The sequence below is a fragment of the Rouxiella sp. WC2420 genome (genome assembly GCF_041200025.1).
Taxonomy (GTDB): Bacteria; Pseudomonadota; Gammaproteobacteria; order Enterobacterales; family Enterobacteriaceae; genus Rouxiella.
In genome coordinates, this window is record NZ_CP165628.1 from 1684909 (window position 1) to 1706818 (window position 21910).

Annotated in this window: 16 protein-coding genes; 2 read left to right on the plus strand and 14 right to left on the minus strand. The window is 52.0% G+C overall.

The window, feature by feature from the left end; all coding sequences use genetic code 11:
- Positions 1-8: 8 nt before the first annotated feature.
- From tssM to AB3G37_RS07920, 10 genes are all read right to left on the minus strand, one after another.
- Positions 9-3629: a type VI secretion system membrane subunit TssM gene (tssM, locus tag AB3G37_RS07875; RefSeq protein WP_369790244.1), complete on the minus strand. Its 3621-nt coding sequence runs from the start codon at positions 3627-3629 to the stop codon at positions 9-11.
- 14 nt (positions 3630-3643) lie between these two features.
- Entirely contained in the window at positions 3644-4873 is a 1230-nt protein-coding gene (locus tag AB3G37_RS07880) for a DotU family type VI secretion system protein (protein ID WP_009637281.1), read from the minus strand.
- Between the two features lie 55 nt (positions 4874-4928).
- Positions 4929-6272, minus strand: coding sequence for a type VI secretion system baseplate subunit TssK (gene tssK / locus AB3G37_RS07885; RefSeq protein WP_369790245.1), 1344 nt, complete (start codon positions 6270-6272; stop codon positions 4929-4931).
- 20 nt (positions 6273-6292) lie between these two features.
- Positions 6293-6799, minus strand: a complete 507-nt coding sequence (gene tssJ, locus AB3G37_RS07890; protein WP_369790914.1) for a type VI secretion system lipoprotein TssJ — start codon at positions 6797-6799, stop codon at positions 6293-6295.
- Positions 6800-6816: 17 nt separating this feature from the next.
- Positions 6817-7296: an SH3 domain-containing protein gene (locus AB3G37_RS07895; RefSeq protein WP_369790246.1), complete on the minus strand. Its 480-nt coding sequence runs from the start codon at positions 7294-7296 to the stop codon at positions 6817-6819.
- 116 nt (positions 7297-7412) lie between these two features.
- Complete coding sequence (locus tag AB3G37_RS07900; RefSeq protein WP_009637277.1) at positions 7413-7793, minus strand: DUF4150 domain-containing protein; 381 nt, start codon at positions 7791-7793, stop codon at positions 7413-7415.
- A gap of 30 nt (positions 7794-7823) precedes the next feature.
- Positions 7824-8432, minus strand: a complete 609-nt coding sequence (locus tag AB3G37_RS07905) for a DUF3540 domain-containing protein (protein ID WP_009637276.1) — start codon at positions 8430-8432, stop codon at positions 7824-7826.
- A gap of 22 nt (positions 8433-8454) precedes the next feature.
- A complete protein-coding gene (locus tag AB3G37_RS07910; protein WP_369790247.1) occupies positions 8455-9540 on the minus strand; it encodes a pentapeptide repeat-containing protein in 1086 nt (361 codons plus the stop codon).
- Entirely contained in the window at positions 9537-12086 is a 2550-nt protein-coding gene (locus AB3G37_RS07915) for a DUF2169 domain-containing protein (RefSeq protein WP_369790248.1), read from the minus strand. The genes AB3G37_RS07910 and AB3G37_RS07915 overlap by 4 nt, the downstream gene beginning before the upstream one ends.
- 123 nt (positions 12087-12209) lie before the next feature.
- Positions 12210-14648: a type VI secretion system Vgr family protein gene (locus AB3G37_RS07920; protein WP_369790249.1), complete on the minus strand. Its 2439-nt coding sequence runs from the start codon at positions 14646-14648 to the stop codon at positions 12210-12212.
- A gap of 734 nt (positions 14649-15382) precedes the next feature.
- Here AB3G37_RS07920 and AB3G37_RS07925 point away from each other — a divergent pair.
- Both AB3G37_RS07925 and AB3G37_RS07930 read left to right on the plus strand, forming a co-directional pair.
- A complete protein-coding gene (locus AB3G37_RS07925; RefSeq protein WP_369790250.1) occupies positions 15383-16087 on the plus strand; it encodes a hypothetical protein in 705 nt (234 codons plus the stop codon).
- 11 nt (positions 16088-16098) lie between these two features.
- The gene (locus AB3G37_RS07930; protein ID WP_369790251.1) at positions 16099-16566 is read left to right on the plus strand and encodes a hypothetical protein; all 468 of its coding nucleotides are present in this window, start codon (positions 16099-16101) and stop codon (positions 16564-16566) included.
- A 92-nt stretch (positions 16567-16658) separates the two neighbouring features.
- Here the strand turns inward: AB3G37_RS07930 and yghX are convergent, their stop codons facing one another.
- From yghX to AB3G37_RS07950, 4 genes are all read right to left on the minus strand, one after another.
- Complete coding sequence (gene yghX, locus AB3G37_RS07935) at positions 16659-17546, minus strand: YghX family hydrolase (RefSeq protein ID WP_369790252.1); 888 nt, start codon at positions 17544-17546, stop codon at positions 16659-16661.
- A gap of 173 nt (positions 17547-17719) precedes the next feature.
- On the minus strand, positions 17720-18781 hold the full coding sequence (locus AB3G37_RS07940) for a YncE family protein (protein ID WP_369790253.1): 1062 nt from the start codon (positions 18779-18781) through the stop codon (positions 17720-17722).
- Between the two features lie 367 nt (positions 18782-19148).
- Positions 19149-19904, minus strand: a complete 756-nt coding sequence (locus tag AB3G37_RS07945) for an aspartyl/asparaginyl beta-hydroxylase domain-containing protein (protein WP_009637268.1) — start codon at positions 19902-19904, stop codon at positions 19149-19151.
- A gap of 329 nt (positions 19905-20233) precedes the next feature.
- On the minus strand, positions 20234-21889 hold the full coding sequence (locus tag AB3G37_RS07950) for an alpha,alpha-trehalase (protein WP_369790254.1): 1656 nt from the start codon (positions 21887-21889) through the stop codon (positions 20234-20236).
- Positions 21890-21910: the final 21 nt, after the last annotated feature.

Genomic DNA, 21910 nt, shown 5'->3' on the forward strand with positions numbered 1-21910 from the left:
TTCACGGCTTATGGGCAGCTAAAACCCGGCAGCTGGAGGGGATTACGAATGCTGTTGGCGGTATATTGCAATTCCACCTGATGGCCACTGATGCTGAAGCGGGCGATATGGCTGAGACTGGTGCTTCCGGGGGACAGTCTGGCCTTGTCGAACAGGCGATTCAGCGCCCACGGCCCCGAGGTGGACAGCGTATCGGTGGTGCCGTCGGTTAATCCCAGCTGCATCCTCACTTGCCCGGTTTGCCCCGGTCCCGGCCAGCTCACAACCTGCGGCGTTTGCGGCCCGTGGCTGTAACGCAGCAATTGCCCGTCAACGTCGAGGGTCAGGTTGAGAATGTTGTTGTCCATGCTGACCGGCGTAATGGTGATGCGGTAAGACGGGGTGGTTGAACCGGCAGCAAAAAAAGCATCGCGAATAGTCTGCGCCTGCTGAAAAGGCCGCAGCATTGATTCGCTGCCCGGCAGGCTTTTACCGTCGACGCCCGGTGCAAAGCGCCAGTTGGCTCGCGTGGTGTCGACCTTGTTCGCCAGATTCTCACGGAAGAAGGTGTCCATCAGGCCAGTTCCCGGCGCAAACATGCGCGCCAGATCGTCCGGGGTGATATCCACCGAGGAGCTGTGAACCAGCGGATAACGACCGGCAATCGCCTGGCGACAGAAACTGCCAACCTCAACGCTGCTGCGCTTTTGCACATTGGCCATATCACGGCGCTGCGTGTCACTGCTGGCACCCACGGCCAATGACAGCAACATCGAGCGGAACGGCTCCGGCTCGCGACCGGCATCGGCCTGCATCCGCGAAATGACATCGCCTGAAGGGGCCTGAATGCCGGTGTTGGAGGCGTCCTGTACCGCCGTCAGATAGCTGTAGAGGTCATCGATATCTTTCAGCTGTTCATCAAACGGAATCGTTTTGTTCTTGGCATCGGTAAACTGCGCCTGCTCGATAATCGGTGCAAAATGTGCCATCACTTGCTGTTCAGGATCTTCAAGGTTGCCGTCCTGTGCCGCTTTGCGGGCGCGAAACAGGGCTTGTAAAGTCTGGGTCGCCGTGTTGGTAAACATGGCGCTGCCTTTCTCTATCATCCCCTGAGTACTTTTCTTCTCGGCCCGCTCCAGCGTGACGTAACGGCTGACATTAATCATCAGATTACGCATTGGTGAAGTTCGGCCCGATAACATGCGCGCGGTATTGATGCGCTGACCAAGATCGCCAATATGATTAAGCTGCACGTCGTTGAGCAGGGCGTCCCAATGGGCGATAAAATCTTCCATGTACATCTGCCGCACGGTGTTTTCCATATCTTTTTGCGGGACAGAATCACCCTGACGATTAAGCACCCAGACATCGTCGGTGCGAATGCTGGCGGTCACGCTGTCGATATTCTTGTTGAAAAAATCCCAATAGCCTTTCGGAGTAAACAGGCCCGGAATGCCGTTGGTGATCGGCTGACCGCTCTTGCGTGAAAAGGCGAGCTCCGTCTGCGGGCCGCCGAGATCGACCAGCGTTACCGTGCCGGGCACCGTGGCGACCAACAGGCGTTTCAGTCGACCATAAACCCGCTGTGCTACCGGCGCGCGGTTAATTACGGCCTGTTCGCGGGCGATCAGCGCGTCGTCACGTTCGTAGGGCGAGGTGTTGATCTGGTCATCCAGCAGATTGCCGAGATGATCATCAATCTGCTTTAACTGACTTTGAGTCACGCCTGCGGGCAGTTGGCGCTGCAGGTTGAGCATGATCCAGGTTCTGAGCAGCTTGCCGTCGTACTGCTTTGGCATATACAACATCTGATAGGCCTTGAGTGCCTCATAGCTGTAATCGACGTCACTGCCGTCATCACTGCGCAACCAGCTGGTTACCTGCTGGGCAACAATCGGCAGTAATAGCTGTTTCAAGGCTTTTTCATACAGCGACTGCGAGGCGTCAATCACCTGATCGCCGCGATACAGCCCCGCCTGCCAGGAGAACGGCGGTGAATTAACATCAATTTTTGGCGTTTGTGGCAGTTGTTCAAGATTGCCAAGCAGCGGCTGCAAGGTATAAATATCGCTCTGACTCAGCGGCGGCAGCGCCGCGCTTTGTTTCTCGAGCGTTGGCACCTTGGCTTGCACATCGGCCAGATACTGTTTGTTATGTGAATAACTGATCAGCCACCAGGCCATGCCGATCAGCAGCAGAAATGTCATTACCCCATAACCAATCCAGTTAAACAGCCGGTTGCGGACTTCCCACCAGGGATTACTGCCCGCCAGACCCGATTCCTGAAAAATTACTTTTTGCAGCAGGCCCTGCAGGAAGAAACTCTGCCCGCGCGCCGCCGGAATAGGATTGGCAGCATCCAGACTTTGCCAGTCATTGCCTCGGGTATCGCTGGCCAGCGGCGGCAAGTTCAGTGCGCGATTAAGCTGACCCATGACCCGGTCAAACGGCAGACCTTCCTGTGTCCCGCTGGTGAAATACACGCCGCGCGGTCGCAAAGGGCGCTCAAAACCAGAGGCGGCAAACAGCACGCCGAGATACTGTTTCAGCACCGGTTGCAGCGACAGGAATTCCTGCGGGAACAGATAACTTTCTGCGCGCTTCTGGCTGTCGTGCTCAACGATCATGATGTCTGGCAGGCCGTCGTTCAGGCGCTGATGGAGGCGAGAAAACTGATAGTCGAACTCCTGCGGCAGGTTTAATTCACTTTCACGCCACGGCCAGGTAAAGCCCCAGATCTGATCACGCTGCTGTTTGTTGAACTCGGAGAAGTAGGCGGTAAAACCTTTCATCAGGTCACTTTTGGTGACCATCACGTAGACCGGAAACTGAATCCCCAGGCGATCGTGCAGCTCCATCAAACGCTGGCGCAGCGCAGTGGCCTGCGCATGCAGCACCTGCTCGGATTCACTGAGCAGGTCGGCAACGCTGATAGTCACCATCACGCCGTTAATCGGCTGGCGAGCGCGATACTTTTTCAGCAGCGACATAAAGCTGCGCCATTCGCCGGCATCCTGCTCGTGCTGACTTTCCTGCGTGGTATAGCGCCCGGCGGTGTCAATCAGGATCGCCTCGTCGGTAAACCACCAGTCACAGTTGCGCGTGCCGCCAACGCCTCGCAGCGCTGCCTTGCCAAACTTTTCTGCCAGCGGGAAATGCAGGCCGGAGTTGACCAGCGCGGTAGTTTTCCCGGCTCCGGGCGCGCCAATAATGATGTACCACGGCAGTTGATACAGATACTGACGGCTGAAATACTGCATCCAGGCGGGCCATTTACGCGATTTAGGATTCACGAAACGCGCTTTTTTCAACAGTTGAGTCGCTTCGTTAAAACGCTCGGTCAGCAGGCGCTGCTCAGGGTTATCTTCTACCGGCGCAGCTTCTTCCTGCGGGCGATTATCGGCTTCCAGTTTTCTGACCAGACGACGGTTTTGCCATGAGCGCCAGACGCGAGGTACCAGTCGGAAGCACAGCCAAAGCAGGTAAAGCACCAGCACGGTGGCAAAGCGGTTGAACTCGGACTCAAGGGGGCGATAGTCGCCAATCGACACCAGCGGACCGATGGTCCAGACCATGACGCAAATCGCAGTAATGCCGACGAAGCCCCACAATAGTCTGCTGGTGATCATGGCCAATAATGTTCTTAACATTGCTGATTATTTCCTTATCGCAAACTATTCAGTTCGGTCTGAGTCTGTTTTGGCGCCACCATCAGCGTGATTTCTACCCGACGGTTGCGGGCACGATTGTCAGCCGTAGTGTTGGGAGCCAGCGGATCGTTTTCACCACGCCCCTCGGCGCGAATACGTTCCGGCTGCTTGAGATGCTCGGCGAGCAGTTCCTGCACAGACTTGGCGCGGGCCAGTGACAGCTCGTAGTTGGAGCTGAAATGCGCGCTGCGAATAGGCACGTTGTCGGTATAACCGGTGATAAGAATCTGGCCGCTGACATTATCCATGGCCTGAGCGATGCGGCTGATTACCGGTAGGTAGCGCTCGCGGGCGTTGGTTGAGGCGCTATCAAAAAGCCCGTCGCCGCGCAGCACGACCACGCTTCGATCAGATTCATCACGCACCGTCACCAGCCCCTGTGCTATCTCGTGGCTGAGGAAACGGCGCAGATCCAGCGGCGGCTCCAGCGGTTTGGCCGGATGCGGAATATCAATCTGCGGCAGATTGGTTTGATAAATCGCCGACAGCACCGGGCTGGTAAATTGCCCTAGGCGGAAGTTAAGTCCGATATAAAACAGACAGCCAATCAGCGCCATCAGCGCCGCCCACGCCCACACGGGAATCAGCGGTCGCCAGAGTTTTTGCTGGACAGGCTCGTCGATGGGCTGCGGCGAAAGCGGTGGCGCATAACCGCCGCGCACAGTGCGGATCACCTGTAATAAACGCTGCTTCATGGTTTCGAGCTGTGAGCGACCATTTTCCAGAATGCGATAACGACCTTCGAAGCCCAGCAGCAGACAGACATTAATCAGTTCGAGCAGAAAAATATGCTCTTGCGGATTTTGCGACAGCTTGGCCAGGAGTTGGAAAAACTTCTCGCCGCCCCAGGTTTCATTGTGAAAAGTCACCAGCAAACCGCTGCGCGGCCAGACATTGCGGCTACCCCACGGCGTCAGTGAGGCGGCTTCATCCAGCGCGGTGCACAGGCAATAGCGCGCGCCGATGATCACCTCATACGGCAGTCGCGCCTGCTGGCAGCGGACCTCAAAACGGCGGACTTCGTCAATCAACTGCGCGCGCAGGCCATCGGGATTATCGTGAGTGGCCGAATGACGGATGTGGGGAATGGCGTTGAGCAAGGGGTTGGCAACGGTCACCAACGGGTTGATTCCGCTGTTTGGCGTCGCACTTTCCGTGGCCGATGAAGCGCTATTGGGTTGCATGGAAAGTGGTTGCATAGAAAGTGGCTGAGTCATAAAGGTATAGAGGTCCTATTGATCAGTCGCGCAGATTGCGCAAAGCCCAAAGCTGCATGTCCAGTCCGGGAAACTCCCCCGCCAAATGCAGGGCAAAGGCTTCAGACTTCTCCATCTGACGCCACAGATCACCACTCTTTTCCAGTTCAAAATAGACATAGCCAGCATGCCAGGGTATCTGACGCGGTGCGGCAGGCATGGCGCGCAGGCCAATACCCGGCAATTGCAGCTGCACCAGATCGCGGATGCGGGTTACCGGCGCAATTTTCATTTGCGCGGCAAAGTGGGTCATCAGCATCTCGCTCGGCACATCGGCTTTCACCGCCAGCACAAAGCCCAGTTCGCGGATCATTTTGACGTCGGAAACAGTGGCGACGAACAGCCCGTGCGAACGTTCGGTCAAGGTCAGCTGTAGCGCGTTTTCCTCCATTACCAGCGACAGTCCCTGACGCAGATGCAGCATCAGCTTGCCGAAAGTCCATGCCAGATTGTCATGGTCATAAACAGGCAAAGTAGCGCCCGGCGTGCGCGTCGCTGACCAGGTTGAAAGCTCGGTAGCAAACTGCAACCATTCACTGAACAGCCGCTCAGGATGCAGCTGTGGTAACTGACGGCTGTGGGAAATCTGCCCGATGTGGCGATTAATCAGCGCCAGCAGCATAAAGTCGATCATCTCTGAGTTGCCGCCACGACCTGCCTGCTGCAACCGTTGACTCATTTGTTCACTGCGCTGATTGAGTACGCCGTGCATATCGTTGATGAATGAAGTTATCTGCGCATCGGTCTGCGCGTTAAGCACCGGCGGAATAAACTGCGGGTCGAGCTTGAGGCTGCGATCGGTGCTGCGTCCAGTGATACGCGCCACGCCAATAGCCGTCCATTCAGCATTAAGACTGCTTTCCAGCATCAGGCTGAAACGCAGCTTGCCGAACTGCATGGCGGCAGTGCCGACGGCAGAAGCGTTGAGGTCATCGACCTCATTTTCAAAAGTCACCAGCCGTGCCAGTGAATCGCTGGATTCGGAGAAGATCACTTCATTGCGCCCGCTGCGGCATTCCGGCAGTGCGAGCACTACTTTGACGTCGCTCTGGTTTTCCGGCAGTGCCAGCGGGGCGGGGGCGTTATCGGCTCCGGTAATATTGAACGGCGTGCCGTCGGGCATAATTCCGCTGGCCGAGGCGATGGCCAGTTTTCCCTGACGCAGCAGTGAGGCGTCAAGCTCGAGTGACATAAATCCCCAATAGTAGGGCGTCTGAATTTTTCCCCAGCTGCGGCTGTAGGCTTCAAGCCAACGTTCTGATTGCTGAAAATGGTGAGGGCGTAAAAACATCCCCTCGGTCCATATCACCTTATCTGCTGTATTCATTCGACCTTCCATCAATCAGTTTAATTTTTGTCTTGCTGGATGCTTAAGCCATTGCTGGTGGCAATAATGTGCGCTTTCATTTCATCGGCCGAGATTTGCCAGAACTTGTAGAAATTGGTGCTCTTCGGTTCGGGAAGCGGCACTGAGATGCGCCATTTTTTACCGTTGATATTTTGATATTCCGCGATGATGCCGAGGTAGTGGGCATCAAGCGGCGGTTGTCCGGTCAGGCTGTGTTTTGGTTCTCCCTGAGTCAGGAAGAACTGATTGGTGTCGAGCAGATTGGCACCGAGCAGCGTATTGGCCTGGGTTTGCAGCGAGTAAAAATCGGCAGACATAAAATCGGCATCGGATTTCAGCAGCAGTACGCGGACCTTCAGTGGCGCGCCGCCGTTGGTGGCTGGCGTATTATCAACCTGTAACCGATAGTTGGCGGGCACCTGATGCGACGAGGACATACAGCCTGTTAGCAGCAGCGTTGACAACAGCAAACCGCCCAGCCCGGCGGCAAAATTGTGTTTGATCATCATTACCGCCCCGAAATTTATTTAATGACCCAGGTGGCTGAACTGCCCTGACGGCAGGCCTGCGTGCCGCCGTCAACTTTGACACACTGTGTTGCGCCCGAACGCCGACGAGGCTGAGCAATCACCCCTTCATAAAGATCGCTTTTCACCGCGGCTTGCAGTGGCATATAACCAATCAGCTGATGATCGGGGCGATCCGAAATAGCCAGCCAATTGCTTTCGGCAATACCCAACACTTCGAATTGCTCGCCGTTTTTAACGTATTTGATTAGCTTGCCGCCGTAGCTCGCGTTGCTCATCACTGAGGCGGTGTACAGCGCACGATAATTCAGATTTAACGGAGTGAAGTTTTTTGGCGGTTGCACGACGTGGCGATAGGTCAGGCTCACGCCGTCGACTGTGCTGCTGACAAGGGTGTCGTCGGTAGCTGCCGACGGCTTGGGTGCCTGGCAACCGGCCAGAGCAAATAGACATGCCAAAGTTATGATTTTTTTCACGAAATAGCCTTCTTGCTTAATCTCGCAGCGATAATTGCTGCTCTTCTTTACCGAATGACCTAATCAATTAAGCTCATCGGACATCGACGTTTGCTGTGTTACTGCTTCAAAAATTCTTAAGTCGCCAGAATCATTAAAATATGCTGGCTGGGGGTAATGCGGGCGCCGACGGCGTTGGTGGAGTTTTGCATCGTGGTACTGGTCATGCGCGTAGCGGGTGAGCCTTGCATCAGCACGGTGACTGAACCAGTAGTGTGGCGCGACGGCCCCATAAAGGTGCTCGACACCACGCCGCCGTCGACTCCGGCTTCGTCACCGTTGGTTATCGGGGTGATGGTCATCAGATTATGCGCGGGCATATTTTCAATCAGAATATTGTTGGCGCGCGGAATAGCGGTGTTGCCCAGGGCAATATTGGTATAAGTCACGGGGACCGGGGTTTTACAGACATCCGGCAGTGCCTGATCGGTACCACCACACTGGCAGTTGGCAAACATGGCAACTCCTTGCTAACGATTAAAAAACTCTTAACCCATGTGGATCTGTTTGGCGTCGACTTTGGTCAGCGTTTTACTGCTGATAATCGTGGTGTGGGCATGCATACGGGAAAACTCTTCGACTTTAACGTCGAGCTGGCCGGCACGAACTTGTTCCAGCTGAGTGGTTTTGCGCAGCAGGCGATGGCTGATTTGCGTCACGCTCTGCCAAACGCTTTCGTAGCATTTGCCCATCACTCGGCTCAGATTGACCCAGGCAGATAGTGATTCGCCGCGATAGTTCATGACCTTGACCCGGCAGTCGCCCTGTTGTGCCTCTACGTTAAATTGCGGACTGTTAAACGACAGGGATTCGCTGGCGGTGATGTGCAGTGCGCCTTCAATGCTGAGCTTCGACGGCTGCTGCGTATCGGCGCGCTCCAGCACTGCCAGCAACCAAATTTTCTCCCCGCAGTTGGCCAGCAGCACGCGGTCATCAATCTGCGGTTCCAGTAAACAGCTCGCGGCACGCTGGCAAATCCAGCCGCGGCCTTCACTGTGTACCAGCAGTTTTCCATCGATCTTTATTTCCACCACCTGGCCCGAGGTTTGCGCGGGCAGGGCATGGGCAACCGTAGGTTTTTTCACAGCAACACTCATAGTGATTACCTTGTGGGGCTTTCTAAAGTTTGTGATTTGCGGAAGCAGGGCCGACACTGCTGCGCCACTCTTCGGCGGCAAACAGCGCTGCATCTTTTTCGATAATGCCGCTGCGTGATGAGAATTGTGTTTTTTCCTGTTCGGCACGATGAAAACGGCTGCGGTTGAAACGCGCATCGCGAAAATCAGCGTGGCTGACGTCAGCATTGGAAAAATCGCTGTTGCCTAAGTCGCATTGATTGAAACGGGCACCGCTGGCCTGACAGTTTTGCATCACTGCCTGAAAAAGGTGGCTGTGGCTGAAATCACAGTGCTGCACATTTGCGGCCGAGAAAATGGCGCGATCAAAAAATCCACCCGTACAAATCGCATGTTGCAGATTGGCATTGGGAAACAGCGTTTGTGCCGCATTGACGCCGCTAAGATTGGCATGTTGCAACGAGGCCTGACTGAAATTACATTGCACCAGTCTGGCGTTACTGAAATCCACGCGATCCAGCTGGTTCTCGGTGAACTGGCTGCCGGTAAAATCCTGCCCGTGATAGCGGTTTTCACGATGGTCGCAGCGAAAAAATACCCCGCGTACAAATTGGCTGTCGCGCATCGTGGTTTTTCGCAGGTCGAGATTCATAAACGTGCCTTGCTGGCAGTCGACATCGCTAAAATCAGCCCCCAGCAGCGAAGTGTCTATAAAACCGCTTTTTTCCAGACTGGCGAAGGTAAAGCGGCTTTCTTCCAGCGACCCCTCGTTAAACTGGGTATTTAAATGAATGGTCGAATCAAAATCGCTTTCTTCAAGCCGGCACTGGTTAAACAGGCAATCTCGAAAAACGCAGTCAGCGAACATCGCGCCAGTCATGCTGCACTGGTTAAAAAGCGTTTCTATCAGATTCGCCTGGGTAAAAATCGCGCCGTTCAGCGAGCATTCATTAAATTGAGTGTCATGCAGGTTACTGCCGCTGAAATTGGCGGCAGTAAAATTAACTTCGATAAAACAGCCACCTGACAAGTCCAGCCCGCAGAGTGTTACCGCGTCCAACTGGGCATTTTCAATGATTTCGCCGCGCTTGATAGCCTGCACCAGAGTCTCGGCGGTGTAGTCACTCATATCTGCTCCTTGTCGCGGCGCGGTAGGGTTTTGATCCCTTCGGTATAGGCATCGTCAAACAATGTGCCGCCCTCGGTGAGCGACTGCGACAGGTCGGCGCGAAACAGATTGCAGCCGCGCAGATCGCAGCCGGTGAGATTGCTTTTCTGCATGATTGCGCCAATCAGCGAGCTGCCGGTGAGTGCCGCGCCCTGAAAATCGGTGCGGATAAACAGGCAGTCTGCTGCCTTGATCTCCAGCATTTTTGCCTGCTGCAGCGAGGCTTCGCTAAAATCACAGTTGTTCAGTATTGCCCGGGAGAAATCAGCCTGATGCAGCATCTGTTGACGAAAATTACACTCAACCAACTGCGTATGGCTAAAATTGGCGGCCAACAGTTGGCTATCGGAAACGACGGCGCAGTGAGTCAGCCTGGCGGCGAAAAAGTTGGCCTGAGGCGCTACACAAGTCACTAACGTGACGCCGAGTAAGGTGGTTTTTTGCAGGTTTAACCTATCGAAATGGCATTCCACAAAAGACGTTTGTTTAATCGTGGCGCGGCTAAAGTCCATACCTTCGAGCTTAAGCTGCATCAGTAGGCACTGATCGATCTCTGCTTGATGAAAACGACAGTTCGCCAGCGTCGCTTTGTTGATGATCAGCTCGCTAATTATCGCGTTGTCGAAAATACAGTGCTCGAGTTGAGCATCTTCGAGCTGAATGTCCTTGAGGCTCGAACCCGAGAAATCACTGTGATAACACTGCGCCAACGAGAAATTTGCCCCATCGAATAGCGACGCTTTTGCCGACGTGTGGTGCAATTCGGCACGAACCAGCACCGCATTGCGGAAATCACATTCATCAAGCTGGCTGTGGCTAAAATCGACATTTTCCAGCAGTGCCGTTGAAAAATCGGCACCGCGCAAGTCCATACCCGACAAATCAGCGGCGGTGAAATCGAGGCCGCTAAAATCGCGGTCATCATCCATAATCGCCTGCGCACGCTGGCGTTGCAGCAGTGACTCCGCTTCCTGTGGCCGAGGTGGCGCGTTTTGGTGCTGCGCCGACATCAGATAGGTCTGGTAAATCGCCTGCTCGCTCTGCGAGAATTTTTTATCACTGACGCCGAGCTGTTGACGATTGTTGTGCAGCATCTGTTGCTGTCGACGATAGTTTTCGGCCCCCCCCGGCAAGTCTTTGTTTTCCGGTACCACACCTTCACCGCGCTCCAGCGCCTGATCATACTGCGACGCCAGCCTTTCATGGCTGGCTTCAGCCTCAAGCTCCTGGCGCAGAATGTAGTCATACAAGTCTTCATCAGGCTTGGGGCCCGGTTTTTGCGATACGGGTATTAGCTCGTCGATATCGATGCCTTGTCGGGCGAGACGTTGGCGCTGCTGCTCGCGTACTGCATTTTCACGGTTAAGAATATTGTTTTGCATCGGGCTGTGTTGCAGCGGTAATTCCATGTCGCCCCAGGCCCCAATGGCGTTTTCAGGCAATAAATCTTTTTCGCGATAACTCAGCAGAATGGCATGTTCAGACTCGGTACGCTGCTGTAAAACTTTGCGATAATGATTGGGAGAACGGGACTTTCCTCGCTGCTCCAAAGCAGGCATCAGAGTTAAAACATCGGCGGCGTCATCCTCGCTGATGCGCGCGCTGCCGTGCCAAATCAGCACCATCTGCTGGCGATGTGGAAAGAAATGAACCGTGGTGCCGCGCAGAGTAATTTCTTCAAACAATACCCCGTCATGGCGTTGGCGCTGCATAAAGCAGCGCGCCTGCCACAGCGGCAAATTGCCTTCAAGAACGGGAAACTGCGGGTGCATATTTTCTATTCGCCACGGCGCCCCGACTGGCAGTTCCGGCTGTTCAAACCACTGATCGCTGTCGGCATTATTGAATGCTCGCCAGTCAGTATCGCGGGCAAAACCGGGATATTCATGCTGCTGCCATTCGTCGTCATACTGTTGGCCCATCAGCTGTGTACGCCGGGGCAGCGTTAGCGCCAGCGCATCAAAAGTTGCAGGAACAGGGGTATCATGCGGCGCGGTGATGGGCTGCGAAAGTCTTTCCACGTTGGGCAGAGGAGGTAATTCTTCACTCGCTTCTCCCTCAGCTGTAAATCCCATTCCCTGTGGGTTTTCTGCGTATGCCGGGCCACCAAAAGCGTGCGCCCAGTCCAAAGGAATACTTTCAAACGGCTGGGGTTTGCTCGGGCGACCCTCTTGCCAGAGACGATCGCCGCTGACTTTCAGCGCTTTGCCGAGCTCCCCCACTTGAATGCGGGCGACACACTGATGGCTGTCTCGCTGCTGGGGATCGGGCCACGCAAAGCCGGTAGCCAGAAATTCAGCGTGAGTTTTGGGTAAGCCGAAATCTAAAACACCGCCGCTAAATTGCAATTCTTCTGCCGCAAGTTGCCATAATTCCTGATCGGGACGCAGCTGAGGGTTAGCGCTCATATCGGCCAAAGCCAGCACTGAAACCCCCAAGTGGTGCTGGCGCTGCCAGCGGTAAGGACGTTGAATCAATCCCAGACGCAATGGTTTTATAATTTTCATAAGGGACTTTCGACTAGTTGACCTCAGCCTGCGGGGTGCTCTGAGCCGCAATGATTTCTAGACTTGCCAGGAAAATGCGTGAGAAATATGGCTTGGTTGATTTTCAAGAGAGTTGAATAGGGCTTAAGCATCCTTGCCGTCAAAACCATCGAATCCGTCCCAACCGTCTTGACCTGTGTCACCTTTGTCACCTTTCTGGCCCTGAGCGCCGTCTTTGCCATCGGTGCCGTCTTTGCCGTTGGTGCCATCTTTGCCGTTAGTGCCGTCTTTGCCATTGGCTCCGTCTTTGCCGTTGGTGCCGTCTTTGCCATTGGCTCCGTCTTTGCCATTGGCTCCGTCTTTGCCGTTGGTGCCGTCCTTGCCATTGGTGCCGTCTTTACCGTCTTTGCCGTCAGTACCATCTTTACCGTCTTTAGGTTTCGGCGTTTCTTTAAGTTCGATGTCTTTTTGCGGCCCTTCTTTCTGGAATTTCTCATAGGCATCAGCGTCTTTCTTGCGGGCTTCTTTCTTGTCGACCTTGGTTTTATCCTTACGGTACTCCATGATTTCTTTGAGTTTATTAATTTTCTTCTGGGCTTCGCTGTCTTCAGTGCCGCCCACACTGACCCCTGATCTTATTGACATCAGAGTGGTTTGAATCTGATAAAACGGCACGTTGGTGAAACGCTTGAGGTCAGTTTTATAGTCTACGGTCGTTTTAGTTCGCGAAAGGTAGGTATAGGCCATCGCCACGCCTTTGACCCCAAAGTCGCTGGTGGTTGCGGTCACTGATGAAATGGCGTTAATCGTGCCGTTAAGGCCGTTGATCGACAGGCCAATTCCGGTGGTCGCGAAGCTGGCTCCGGTAACAATCCAGTAAGATCCGCGTGAAGTATGGTTGGTGGTGGGAGCAGTAACTGACACCGTATCATCACTGGTGATATCGATTTTTCCCGGTGACCAGATTTTTATCGCTTCGTCGCTGGTGGACGCCGAGTACAGCTTGATGTCGTCGTTGGCGGAGATATTCAGCGTTTTTTGCGAGTGAATATCCATGGTCTCTTCACCCTCGGCATCATCAAAATACAAAAAGCTGCCGTTGGTGACTTCAGTGCTGCCCTTGGTCCGAGACCAGATACCTGATTTAGTTTCTGACCACTCTCCCGCAACCGCCTCGGTTCCATCGCTCGAGGTGACAGCGATAGGCAGGGTTCGCAGGTTGTTATAAACCCGACCGGTGATGATCGGCGAATGCGGATCGCCATTGATAAAATCGACAATCACTTCCTCGCCAACCCGCGGAACCTGATAGTTTCCGTACTGATTTCCGGCCCAGGCGCTGGAGACGCGCAGCCAGCACGAATAAAGCTCTTGTTCGTTTGCAGGCTTGTACCACAGGAACTTCACTTTCACCCGGCCATACTCATCAGTGGAAATGGTTTCATCCCCCGTGCCGGGATCTTTCACCACCATGGCCGTTTGAGGTCCGCTGGTGCGTGGCCAGGGTGAAGATCGCTGTGGTCGATAATTAACGGTTGCGGGAATGACGGAGAACACAAAACGATGTTCATTGATATCCTCGTCATTGGTGGTGTAACTGTTTTCCGTCAGGGTGTAAGCCACCTGGGTAATCATGTATTGCTGGCCTTCATCGCTGCTGCGAGGCGCTTTGGCCAAAGAAAATGTATAACCGGGCGCGAGACCAAATGCGTCGCCCTCGCCGTGGGTTTTAGCCTGCTGGGCGATATATTCCTGCTGTCTGATTTGAGTGTACTGAGTTCCGTCAGCCGGTTCGCTATATTGCCCCGGCCACTCGATGCGCGTGGCGGTATTGCCAGCCTTCGAGTCACTGACTTGAGCTGTCGAGGAGAGATCGGCGTCTGATTTCAGATAGTTATAATCATCGTGTCGATACATGCTGGGACTGATGGATTCTGTGACGTGCCAGGTATCGATACTCTCCTCGTTGACATACAGCCCGCTGCTTGCCTGATGATATTCAATCGTCGAATATCCCGGGAACGGTTCATGTGCCGAGGGAGAGTCGGCGAGTACCAAGGTCTGGTTGTCCATTTCGTGTTTGAAATAGAAATAGATCCCTTCGTGCTCCATCAGCCTGCTGATGAAAGCAAACATCGATTCCTGGTACTGGACGCAGTATTCCCACACGCGGTAGGTACCGGTGAGCTTGTCTTCGCAGGTGATATTATATTCACCCAGCACCGCAGTAATAATTTCCCTGGCGGATTTATTTTCCCAGATTCGAAAGCCGTAATTCTGGGTGAGGTACCAAAGATTAGGGCGGATCGTGGCCCGGTAAACAAAATATTGCTCGTTATGTGCCTCGTGACCAATAAACTCCGTGCGGATGATAATGCCGCTCAGATAGCGGACGGTGAAGGGATTCGGTCGTAACTCCAACGTCAGCGGCTGGCCTAACAGGCTCTTGATATCCACTGAATTATCAGTGCTGAGTAATTCAACATTGAACTCATAACAACCGGATAATATTTCGCTGCCGGTCATGGATTTAAATAACAATCCACTGCCGAGAGAGGTATGTGCAATGACGACGCGATCCATATAAAAAAGCACCCTTGAGGCATAGCTACCGCACGACTACGGCCAAATAAATTGTCCATAGCGAGAAGAAAATAACGTGAACTTATTAATTACCAAATCTTGACAATACCTTTACAAATAATCGATCCGCATAAATTGATCAAGATAGGATTACTCCTAAAGCCAATATTTATGACTTGGCTCCATTTTTATTACAGAAATTATAATGATTCATTAAGTGTTTTTATAATTGCTAGCATTATTTAACCTGTTGATTTTAAATCATAATTTAATATTAAATTTTTATTTAAATCATGTAATTAATGACTGAAACGATTTTATAGTCATATTTTAGCTATGTGATGCGTATCGATCTTTTTTTGAGCTTTTTAATTGAATTTTGAAGATGGCGAAACTTAAGTAAGTTTATCCAATAAGTAGTTTTATAGGGTTATTAAATGGTGGCATCATTTCATTTTATTATGCCTGAGAGGAATGAATGTCATGGTTATTAGGAATAATGTCCTATTTGTACGCATAAATTATTTTATTTTAATTGTTAGTTATTTATCTTGCAGTTATCAAGAGAGTATTTATGGGTATAAATTAAATTTAATCTTAAGTGAATTTTAAGTGATAAATATTCAATGAGATCTTGAGGGAAATTCATCGGCAGAGCAAGGTAATAAAAATCTTATTTTTTCTCTATTAGCACTTACAATGAAATCATGAGCTAGTTTTCGTGGGGGGCGATTATGGATACAACAGAAGAAGATTATAAAAAAATATGCCAGGCTACTCTTGATGGCTTACAGGGCGAATTAGCGAACGGTGGCACCTATCTCACTATCGATCCCAGGCTTAGGCTTGAATATTCTAAACTGATAAAAGCGACGTCCAATGACCTTACCAGCAGAGCCGCAAGTGGTGTAATAAGCTGGGAGCAGGCCGCCAGCGAAGCACAGGATATGCGCAATAGCATCATGGAAATGATCCGAGGCAGAAGCACACCCCTTGGGCGTGCCATGGCCCAGCAGCTAAAAAGGGAGGGTAAAACCCTAAATGCTTTGATAGCTTACAAAACTCGGCAGAATTTCGGCGAATCGGCGATTTTTAATAATTTGAGCGAACTACAGAAAAATAAAATCTATGCTGATATTGTAAAGTCAGCAGGTAAATCCAATCCCCGCGTCAATGCCAAAATGCTGACCTATTCGCGAGCGGGCAAGGGGCTATTAGTCTTGTCATTGGCGGTGTCGGTTTATGTGATTGCGACTTCGGACGACAAAGTCGCCGCCGTCAAGCAGGAGGCTGTTGTCACAGGGAGCGGCATTTTAGGCGGCATGGCGGGCGGTGCTGTTGCAGGACTGATGTGTGGCCCCGGCGCCCCGGTTTGTGTCACGATCGGTGCATTTGTGGGCGGCGCGCTGGCGTCGATGGGGATGAGCCTCGCCTGGTAAAACAAGGAGTAATGATGAATTTTACTGATTCGATTACGCTACATATTATTCACGAAGATACCGAGTTTACCCCGGCCAAGAGTGAAATCCTGTTTGAGGCGACGCCCACTGGCACCTTTATCGAGGGAAAAATACTCGAAAAAGCCGTGGCGTTGGAAAACGGCTACCTGCTGTTCATTACCGATGATATTCCTGAGGAAGAGTTTCTCACGGTATTGTTGTGCAACAAAAAATTTGAGTTACTCGACAAGGCGCTCATTGGGTCGGCGATGTCTACCGGGGATTTACGCGATGTGCAGTTGCACGGTGACGAAGTTCATTTCAGGTTTATCGGCGATACTGTCTGGCGGCTTCGACCGCTTGCGTATCCTGCATTACGCTTGCCTTTGCTCAGCGATCCTCGTGGGGTTTCACGCCCTCTGGGTTTGAGGCAGCATTTCACTTTGCATGCCGAGCCTAAACGCGCGAGCCAGAGATAAGGCTGGCGCATTCAGGTTTGCAATTTTTGTACAATTTGCCATGTTATACAATTTGCCATGTTATACAATTTGCCATGTTATACAACAAGGGGTTACACCAGATATTTGTTAAACCATTTTATGGTGCGACTCCAGGCAAGATCTGCCGCAGTTTTGTCATAGCGCGGTGTAGAGTCATTGTGGAAGCCGTGATTGGCCCCTTTATAAATGTAACCTTCATAGGTTTTTCCAGAGGCTTTTAGCGCAGCCTCGTAGGGCGGCCAGCCATCGGTGATGCCTTTATCCAATTCTGCATAGTGCAACAGCAATGGGGCATTGATACGCGGAACGTCCTCGGCCTTTGGCTGCCTGCCGTAAAAAGGCACGGCAGCTGCCAACTCGGGAAACGCCACCGCAGCGGCATTGGCGACGCCGCCGCCATAGCAAAAACCGGTAATCCCGACTTTTCCGTTGGTTTGCTGGTGATGCATCATAAAATCAACAGCGGCAAAAAAGTCATTCATCAACTTGGTCGGATCCACCTTCTGCTGCAGCTCCTTACCTTTGTCATCATTGCCCGGATAGCCGCCAACCGAGGTTAAACCGTCGGGGGCCAGCGCGATAAATCCGGCCTTGGCGACACGGCGGGCGACGTCTTCGATATATGGATTTAAACCACGATTTTCATGCACCACCACAACCGCCGGCGTTTTGCCCGTCGCTCCAGCCGGTTTGACCATATAGGCCCTGACATCGCCGTTGCCTTCAGGGGATTGATAATGAATATATTCAGGTACGATTGCCGGATCGGTGAACTCGACCTGCTGGGCCAGCGCATAGTTTGGGCTCATGTAGCTCAGCAGTGTCATGCCCGCCATGCCACCGACAGTGTATTTCGCCGCCATTGAAAGAAACTCGCGCTTGGTGATTTTTCCGTGAGCGTAATAGTCATAAAGTTCAAGCAATTCAGGGGGAAAATCTTTGGCTGTCAGGCGTGTCATGGCAACTCCCGATGTGATGAATCTGATGTTGGAATGAGAACTTCAGGAAAGTGATTTCAAGATTTGAACAGAAAGGTAACAGCTAAAATATAGCCGTTGTCATCAGTTTCGCCTCATTAATGCCCTCGACCAGGGCTATAACTGACACCGGTCGAGGGGTTGAGGATCAAAAGTTATTTAAAAGTTACGCGAACGACTTCATCAGGCGCGGTGGCCTCTTTCTGTCGGCTTGATTCTTGCTTCACGCTGACATACAGGGTTTGCCCGTCGTCGGAAATGGCCAGGCTCTGTGGATGCGTCGGGATATCCAGCGTTTCCAGTACTTTATAGTTAGTCGCATCTATAACGCTAACTTTGCCCGCATCACGGTGAGTCACATAGACTTCGTTACGTGCCGGGTTGAATAGTACCGCCAGAGACGCTGGAATCGCTATCTTGTGGATTATTTTCCCGTTTTCGGTGTCTAAAACCAGCAGGCTTGGTTCTTTCGAATCGGTCATGAAGGCACGGTGCTTCGCGGTATCCAGGCTGATATTCAGGTAAAAGTGTTCACCGGGGTTATCAATTTTCACCCGAGACAGAATCTTGTCGGTTTTGGTGTCTACTGTCAGGAACTCGCCATCAGCGTTGGTGATGTACAGGCGAGAAGCTTTGGCATCAATGGCCAGGCCGGTTGCCATTTTCCCAACACCTTCAATCGTGTGACGAAGCGTCAGGTTTGCACCATCGACTACCCAAATCACGCTCTCTTTACCCAAACCGCCGACGTAAAGCGTGTTGGTCGCCTCGTCTACAACCAGTTCACGCGGTGCCAGCGGGCGTTCCTTTTCAGTGCGCGGGCGGTTATCCAATACCAGTTCTTGCAGCACTTTATTGGTTTTGGCATCAACCGAAGTCACTGCGCTGCTGGTGGTATTGCCCAGAAAAACAGTATCCGTTTTGCTGTTCAGCGCCACGCCAAAAGGTTTGAGGTTGGTTTTTATGGATTGGCTCACGGCAAGGCTGCTCGGGTCCAAACGGTATAACGCACCACTTTTATCCTGGCGACCCTGAGAGGACGCGACAAATAGCGCTTTCTGATCAGCACTATAGGCTAATTCATAAACCCCTTTGTCGACCGCTTTTCTTTCCATTGAGACGTGAATTTCAGCGAACAGCGAGGTTGAAAAAAGAACCGAAGTCAGCAGCAATGCCGAGGTAATTCCCTTTTTGGCAGGTGTAAAACGAGATGACATTATTTTCTCCCTAAATTACTGATTATTCCCTTCCTGCCTCGCGTTTTCAGGCTGTAAAACCAGTCCTGTTCTCAACAGACGTCAGGCGAAAGGAAGGCTGAATTTTTTCGCGGTAATAATTATCATTAACCACCGCAAATGAAAAGCATTATCATTAATTTCATGGGCAGGTTTAAGCTGCGCAGGGATATAGCGCGCAGAGTCGCGGGTTAACAGGGGAGTCAGGGGCGAGATATTGTGTCAGGATACTGCCTTCCAGCCGCCTCATTTTGTTGTATATCAAAACAAGGCGCTGGATAGGCAAAAATTTTAGAGCCTGAGATTCAGCAGCAATAGGCAGCCTGCCGATCCTTGGGAGCTCCAAATCTTAGTGGGTACTTTTTTTCCAGTTCGAAAGGTTCTTGATTGGTTTTCTGACATACGGGCTTGCCTTGATCAAGGCAAACAGAATGTTGTTGAAGAAGGTGCCCACTTTATCCATCGGGCGAACTACGTCCAGGAACAGCACGGCACGCATCTCGTCGGTATCATTCAGCACTTCATGCTCGTAGGAGTCATCAAACAGCAGAACTTTACCTTCTTCCCAATGCAGGATTTGATCATCAACGCGAATCCAGACCTTTTCGCGTTCTTTTGGCACCTGAAGACCCAAATGAGCACGGACTACGGCACGAGTCGGGCCTTTGTGGGGAACGATGTGGTAATGCGGCTTGAGAATCGAGAACATCGCGGTATACATCCCCGGGATGGAGCTGATGGCTTCAGCGGTGCGAGGGCAGATCTCGCAGTTTTGCTCAATTTTCTGGCCGTACACATACATGCCAAAGGTTTTCCAGTTGTCTCCCTTGGAAATTTTCTTTTGATCCGGGGAGATTTGGTGGAAGGCTGGAATATCCTCCGGGTGCTCAAGCAAGTGATCGAGCTCCGCGCGTATTTCAGGCCATGCACTTTCCAGACGCTCTACCCAGTCAAATTCATCATTATTGATTTTTGGGGTCGTAGAGATCAGAGAATGGCGCGCCTGAAAACGTCCGTTCCAGCGTAAAAAATGTTTAGCGATTTTTTTAGGCAACCGACGCCAGAGAGGACGCGATTTGGGTTTGTTTTCTTGAATATCTTGCATAGTGAGATTAACTCCCTGTCTGATAACGTCACTTTGCGCTCCGAGCCTGCAACAACTTAGGGGAAAGCAGATAGCGCTGTTTCTAATAAACTTTCACTCTAGGAATGACCCTATTTCATTCAGACAGTGAATACTCAATCCATTTTAGTAATGACTTTTTTATCTATCAACGTCCGAAAATGCTTAGTTATCTTCTCGTTTATGTTTGAAGCACTAAAAGTTAATTTGCAGGGAGTTTGAAGCAAGAATCTTGGGGGAGGGGAGCGATAGAAATGGAAAAGCCACCTCTTAAAGTGGCTTTTTATCATTTGAGAGGCGTCTAGATTGATTTAATCAAAATTCTCGCCGTACAATCCGATAAGTCGGCGTACAACGCCGTTGGTCCAGCCGAAGCCGTCCTGTAATGGATACTCACCACCGCCGCCTCCCTGAGCGGTGTCACCGAAGATATGGTATTTTTCGATCAGTTTATGGTGTTGCTTATAAAAAGTATTCACCGTTCTCAGCCAGCTACGAGCAATTTCGTCACCCAAGGCGTCATTGCCGTACTGTTTGAAGCCCTGAATCGCCATCCATTGAAGCGGCGCCCAACCGTTGGGTTTGTCCCACTGCTCGCCGGTATCATACTCGGTCGCCATAATGCCGCCCGAAGTCAATAAACGCTTACGCACCGCTTCTGCCAGTTTGTCAGCCTGATTATGCGTGGCCAGGCCGACATAGAGCGGGACAACGCTGGCGGCCGAGAACAGCCCAAACTGCTGGCGATGCCAATCGTAGTCGCGGAAACAGCCTTCATCTTCGTCCCACAAATAGTTATTCATCGCCTTGCGGCGATCTTCCGCTTTCTGGCGGAACAGCGCCTGGGTATCTTTCTCGCCCTTGAGTACTGAAATATTGGCAATGACGCTTTCCAGTTTAAACAAGAAGGCATTGAGATCGACCGGAATATATTTTGTGGTACGAATACTCGCCAGGCGATCCGGATCGCGCAGCCAGCGTGACGAATAGTCCCAGCCTGATTCGGCCCCGGCACGCAGATCGCGATACACCTCGTTAGCCGGACGGCTCGAGTGCTTCGCCGTCTCGACATCCTCGCGCCATGACTCATCGCGCGGCGTGTCCCTGTCATCCCAGTAACGATTAAGCAGAGTGCCGTCGGGCATTCTAACCGCGTGTCGATAGGCCTGATTTGGCGCCAGCGATTCAGAACCGTCCATCCAGAATTCGTATTCTTTCTTGAGATGGTCGAGATAACGCCGTGCTCCGCGAACTCCGTCTTCTTCAAACAGTTCCACCATCAGCGCAAACACCGGCGGCTGGGAACGGCTTAAATAATAGGTCCGGTTGCCGTTGGGAATGTGGCCATAAATTTCTGTTAGCCAGGCAAAGTTGTCCGCCATGGTACGCAGCAAATCGTGGCGACCACTTTCGGCCAAACCGAGCATCGAAAAGTATGAGTCCCAATAATAGGTTTCGCTAAAACGACCACCGGGCACGATATAGGCCTGCGGCAGGGTCAGCAGCGATGACCACGGAATATGGTGTTCAGGCTCGCGTGTCAGCACTGGCCAGAGGTTGTCGATGTGCTCCTTGAGGGTATCGCCGGGGTTGGAAACGTAATCGCTGCCATAATCCTTGGGCATCCAAAAGTGCTTTTCGACAAACTTCTTTAAGTCGAACTGTGGGTGCTTATTAATTTTCCGATAACGGATCAAAATGTCCAGCGGGTCCATTTTAGGCGGACAATCGGGGAAAGTTTTGCTGTCGGCAAAAATTCGCGCTGTCTGCACGTTCTCAAAAAGTTCTAAATAACGGTCGGCCGGGGTCAGGGCATCCGACTGCGGCAACCCTTCGATCATTTCCGGCTCTGGCTCGGCATCCATCATTTTTTCTAAGATCAGCTCGAGTGGCTCAAGCTGAAATTCTTTGTTCTGGTCGAGCTCGAAATCTATTTCTTCAACTGTCTGTAATTTAGAGTTGTGCATACGCTACAAACCTCTTCATTG

Excerpts from the sequence above, each read along its gene's own strand:
- tssM (WP_369790244.1), bottom strand. The coding sequence starts at position 3,629 with ATGTTAAGAACATTATTGGCCATGATCACCAGCAGACTATTGTGGGGC.
- AB3G37_RS07880 (WP_009637281.1), bottom strand. The coding sequence starts at position 4,873 with ATGCAACCCAATAGCGCTTCATCGGCCACGGAAAGTGCGACGCCAAAC.
- tssK (WP_369790245.1), bottom strand. The coding sequence starts at position 6,272 with ATGAATACAGCAGATAAGGTGATATGGACCGAGGGGATGTTTTTACGC.
- tssJ (WP_369790914.1), bottom strand. The coding sequence starts at position 6,799 with ATGATCAAACACAATTTTGCCGCCGGGCTGGGCGGTTTGCTGTTGTCA.
- AB3G37_RS07900 (WP_009637277.1), bottom strand. The coding sequence starts at position 7,793 with ATGTTTGCCAACTGCCAGTGTGGTGGTACCGATCAGGCACTGCCGGAT.
- AB3G37_RS07905 (WP_009637276.1), bottom strand. The coding sequence starts at position 8,432 with ATGAGTGTTGCTGTGAAAAAACCTACGGTTGCCCATGCCCTGCCCGCG.
- AB3G37_RS07910 (WP_369790247.1), bottom strand. The coding sequence starts at position 9,540 with ATGAGTGACTACACCGCCGAGACTCTGGTGCAGGCTATCAAGCGCGGC.
- AB3G37_RS07915 (WP_369790248.1), bottom strand. The coding sequence starts at position 12,086 with ATGAAAATTATAAAACCATTGCGTCTGGGATTGATTCAACGTCCTTAC.
- AB3G37_RS07920 (WP_369790249.1), bottom strand. The coding sequence starts at position 14,648 with ATGGATCGCGTCGTCATTGCACATACCTCTCTCGGCAGTGGATTGTTA.
- AB3G37_RS07925 (WP_369790250.1), top strand. The coding sequence starts at position 15,383 with ATGGATACAACAGAAGAAGATTATAAAAAAATATGCCAGGCTACTCTT.
- AB3G37_RS07930 (WP_369790251.1), top strand. The coding sequence starts at position 16,099 with ATGATGAATTTTACTGATTCGATTACGCTACATATTATTCACGAAGAT.
- yghX (WP_369790252.1), bottom strand. The coding sequence starts at position 17,546 with ATGACACGCCTGACAGCCAAAGATTTTCCCCCTGAATTGCTTGAACTT.
- AB3G37_RS07940 (WP_369790253.1), bottom strand. The coding sequence starts at position 18,781 with ATGTCATCTCGTTTTACACCTGCCAAAAAGGGAATTACCTCGGCATTG.
- AB3G37_RS07945 (WP_009637268.1), bottom strand. The coding sequence starts at position 19,904 with ATGCAAGATATTCAAGAAAACAAACCCAAATCGCGTCCTCTCTGGCGT.
- AB3G37_RS07950 (WP_369790254.1), bottom strand. The coding sequence starts at position 21,889 with ATGCACAACTCTAAATTACAGACAGTTGAAGAAATAGATTTCGAGCTC.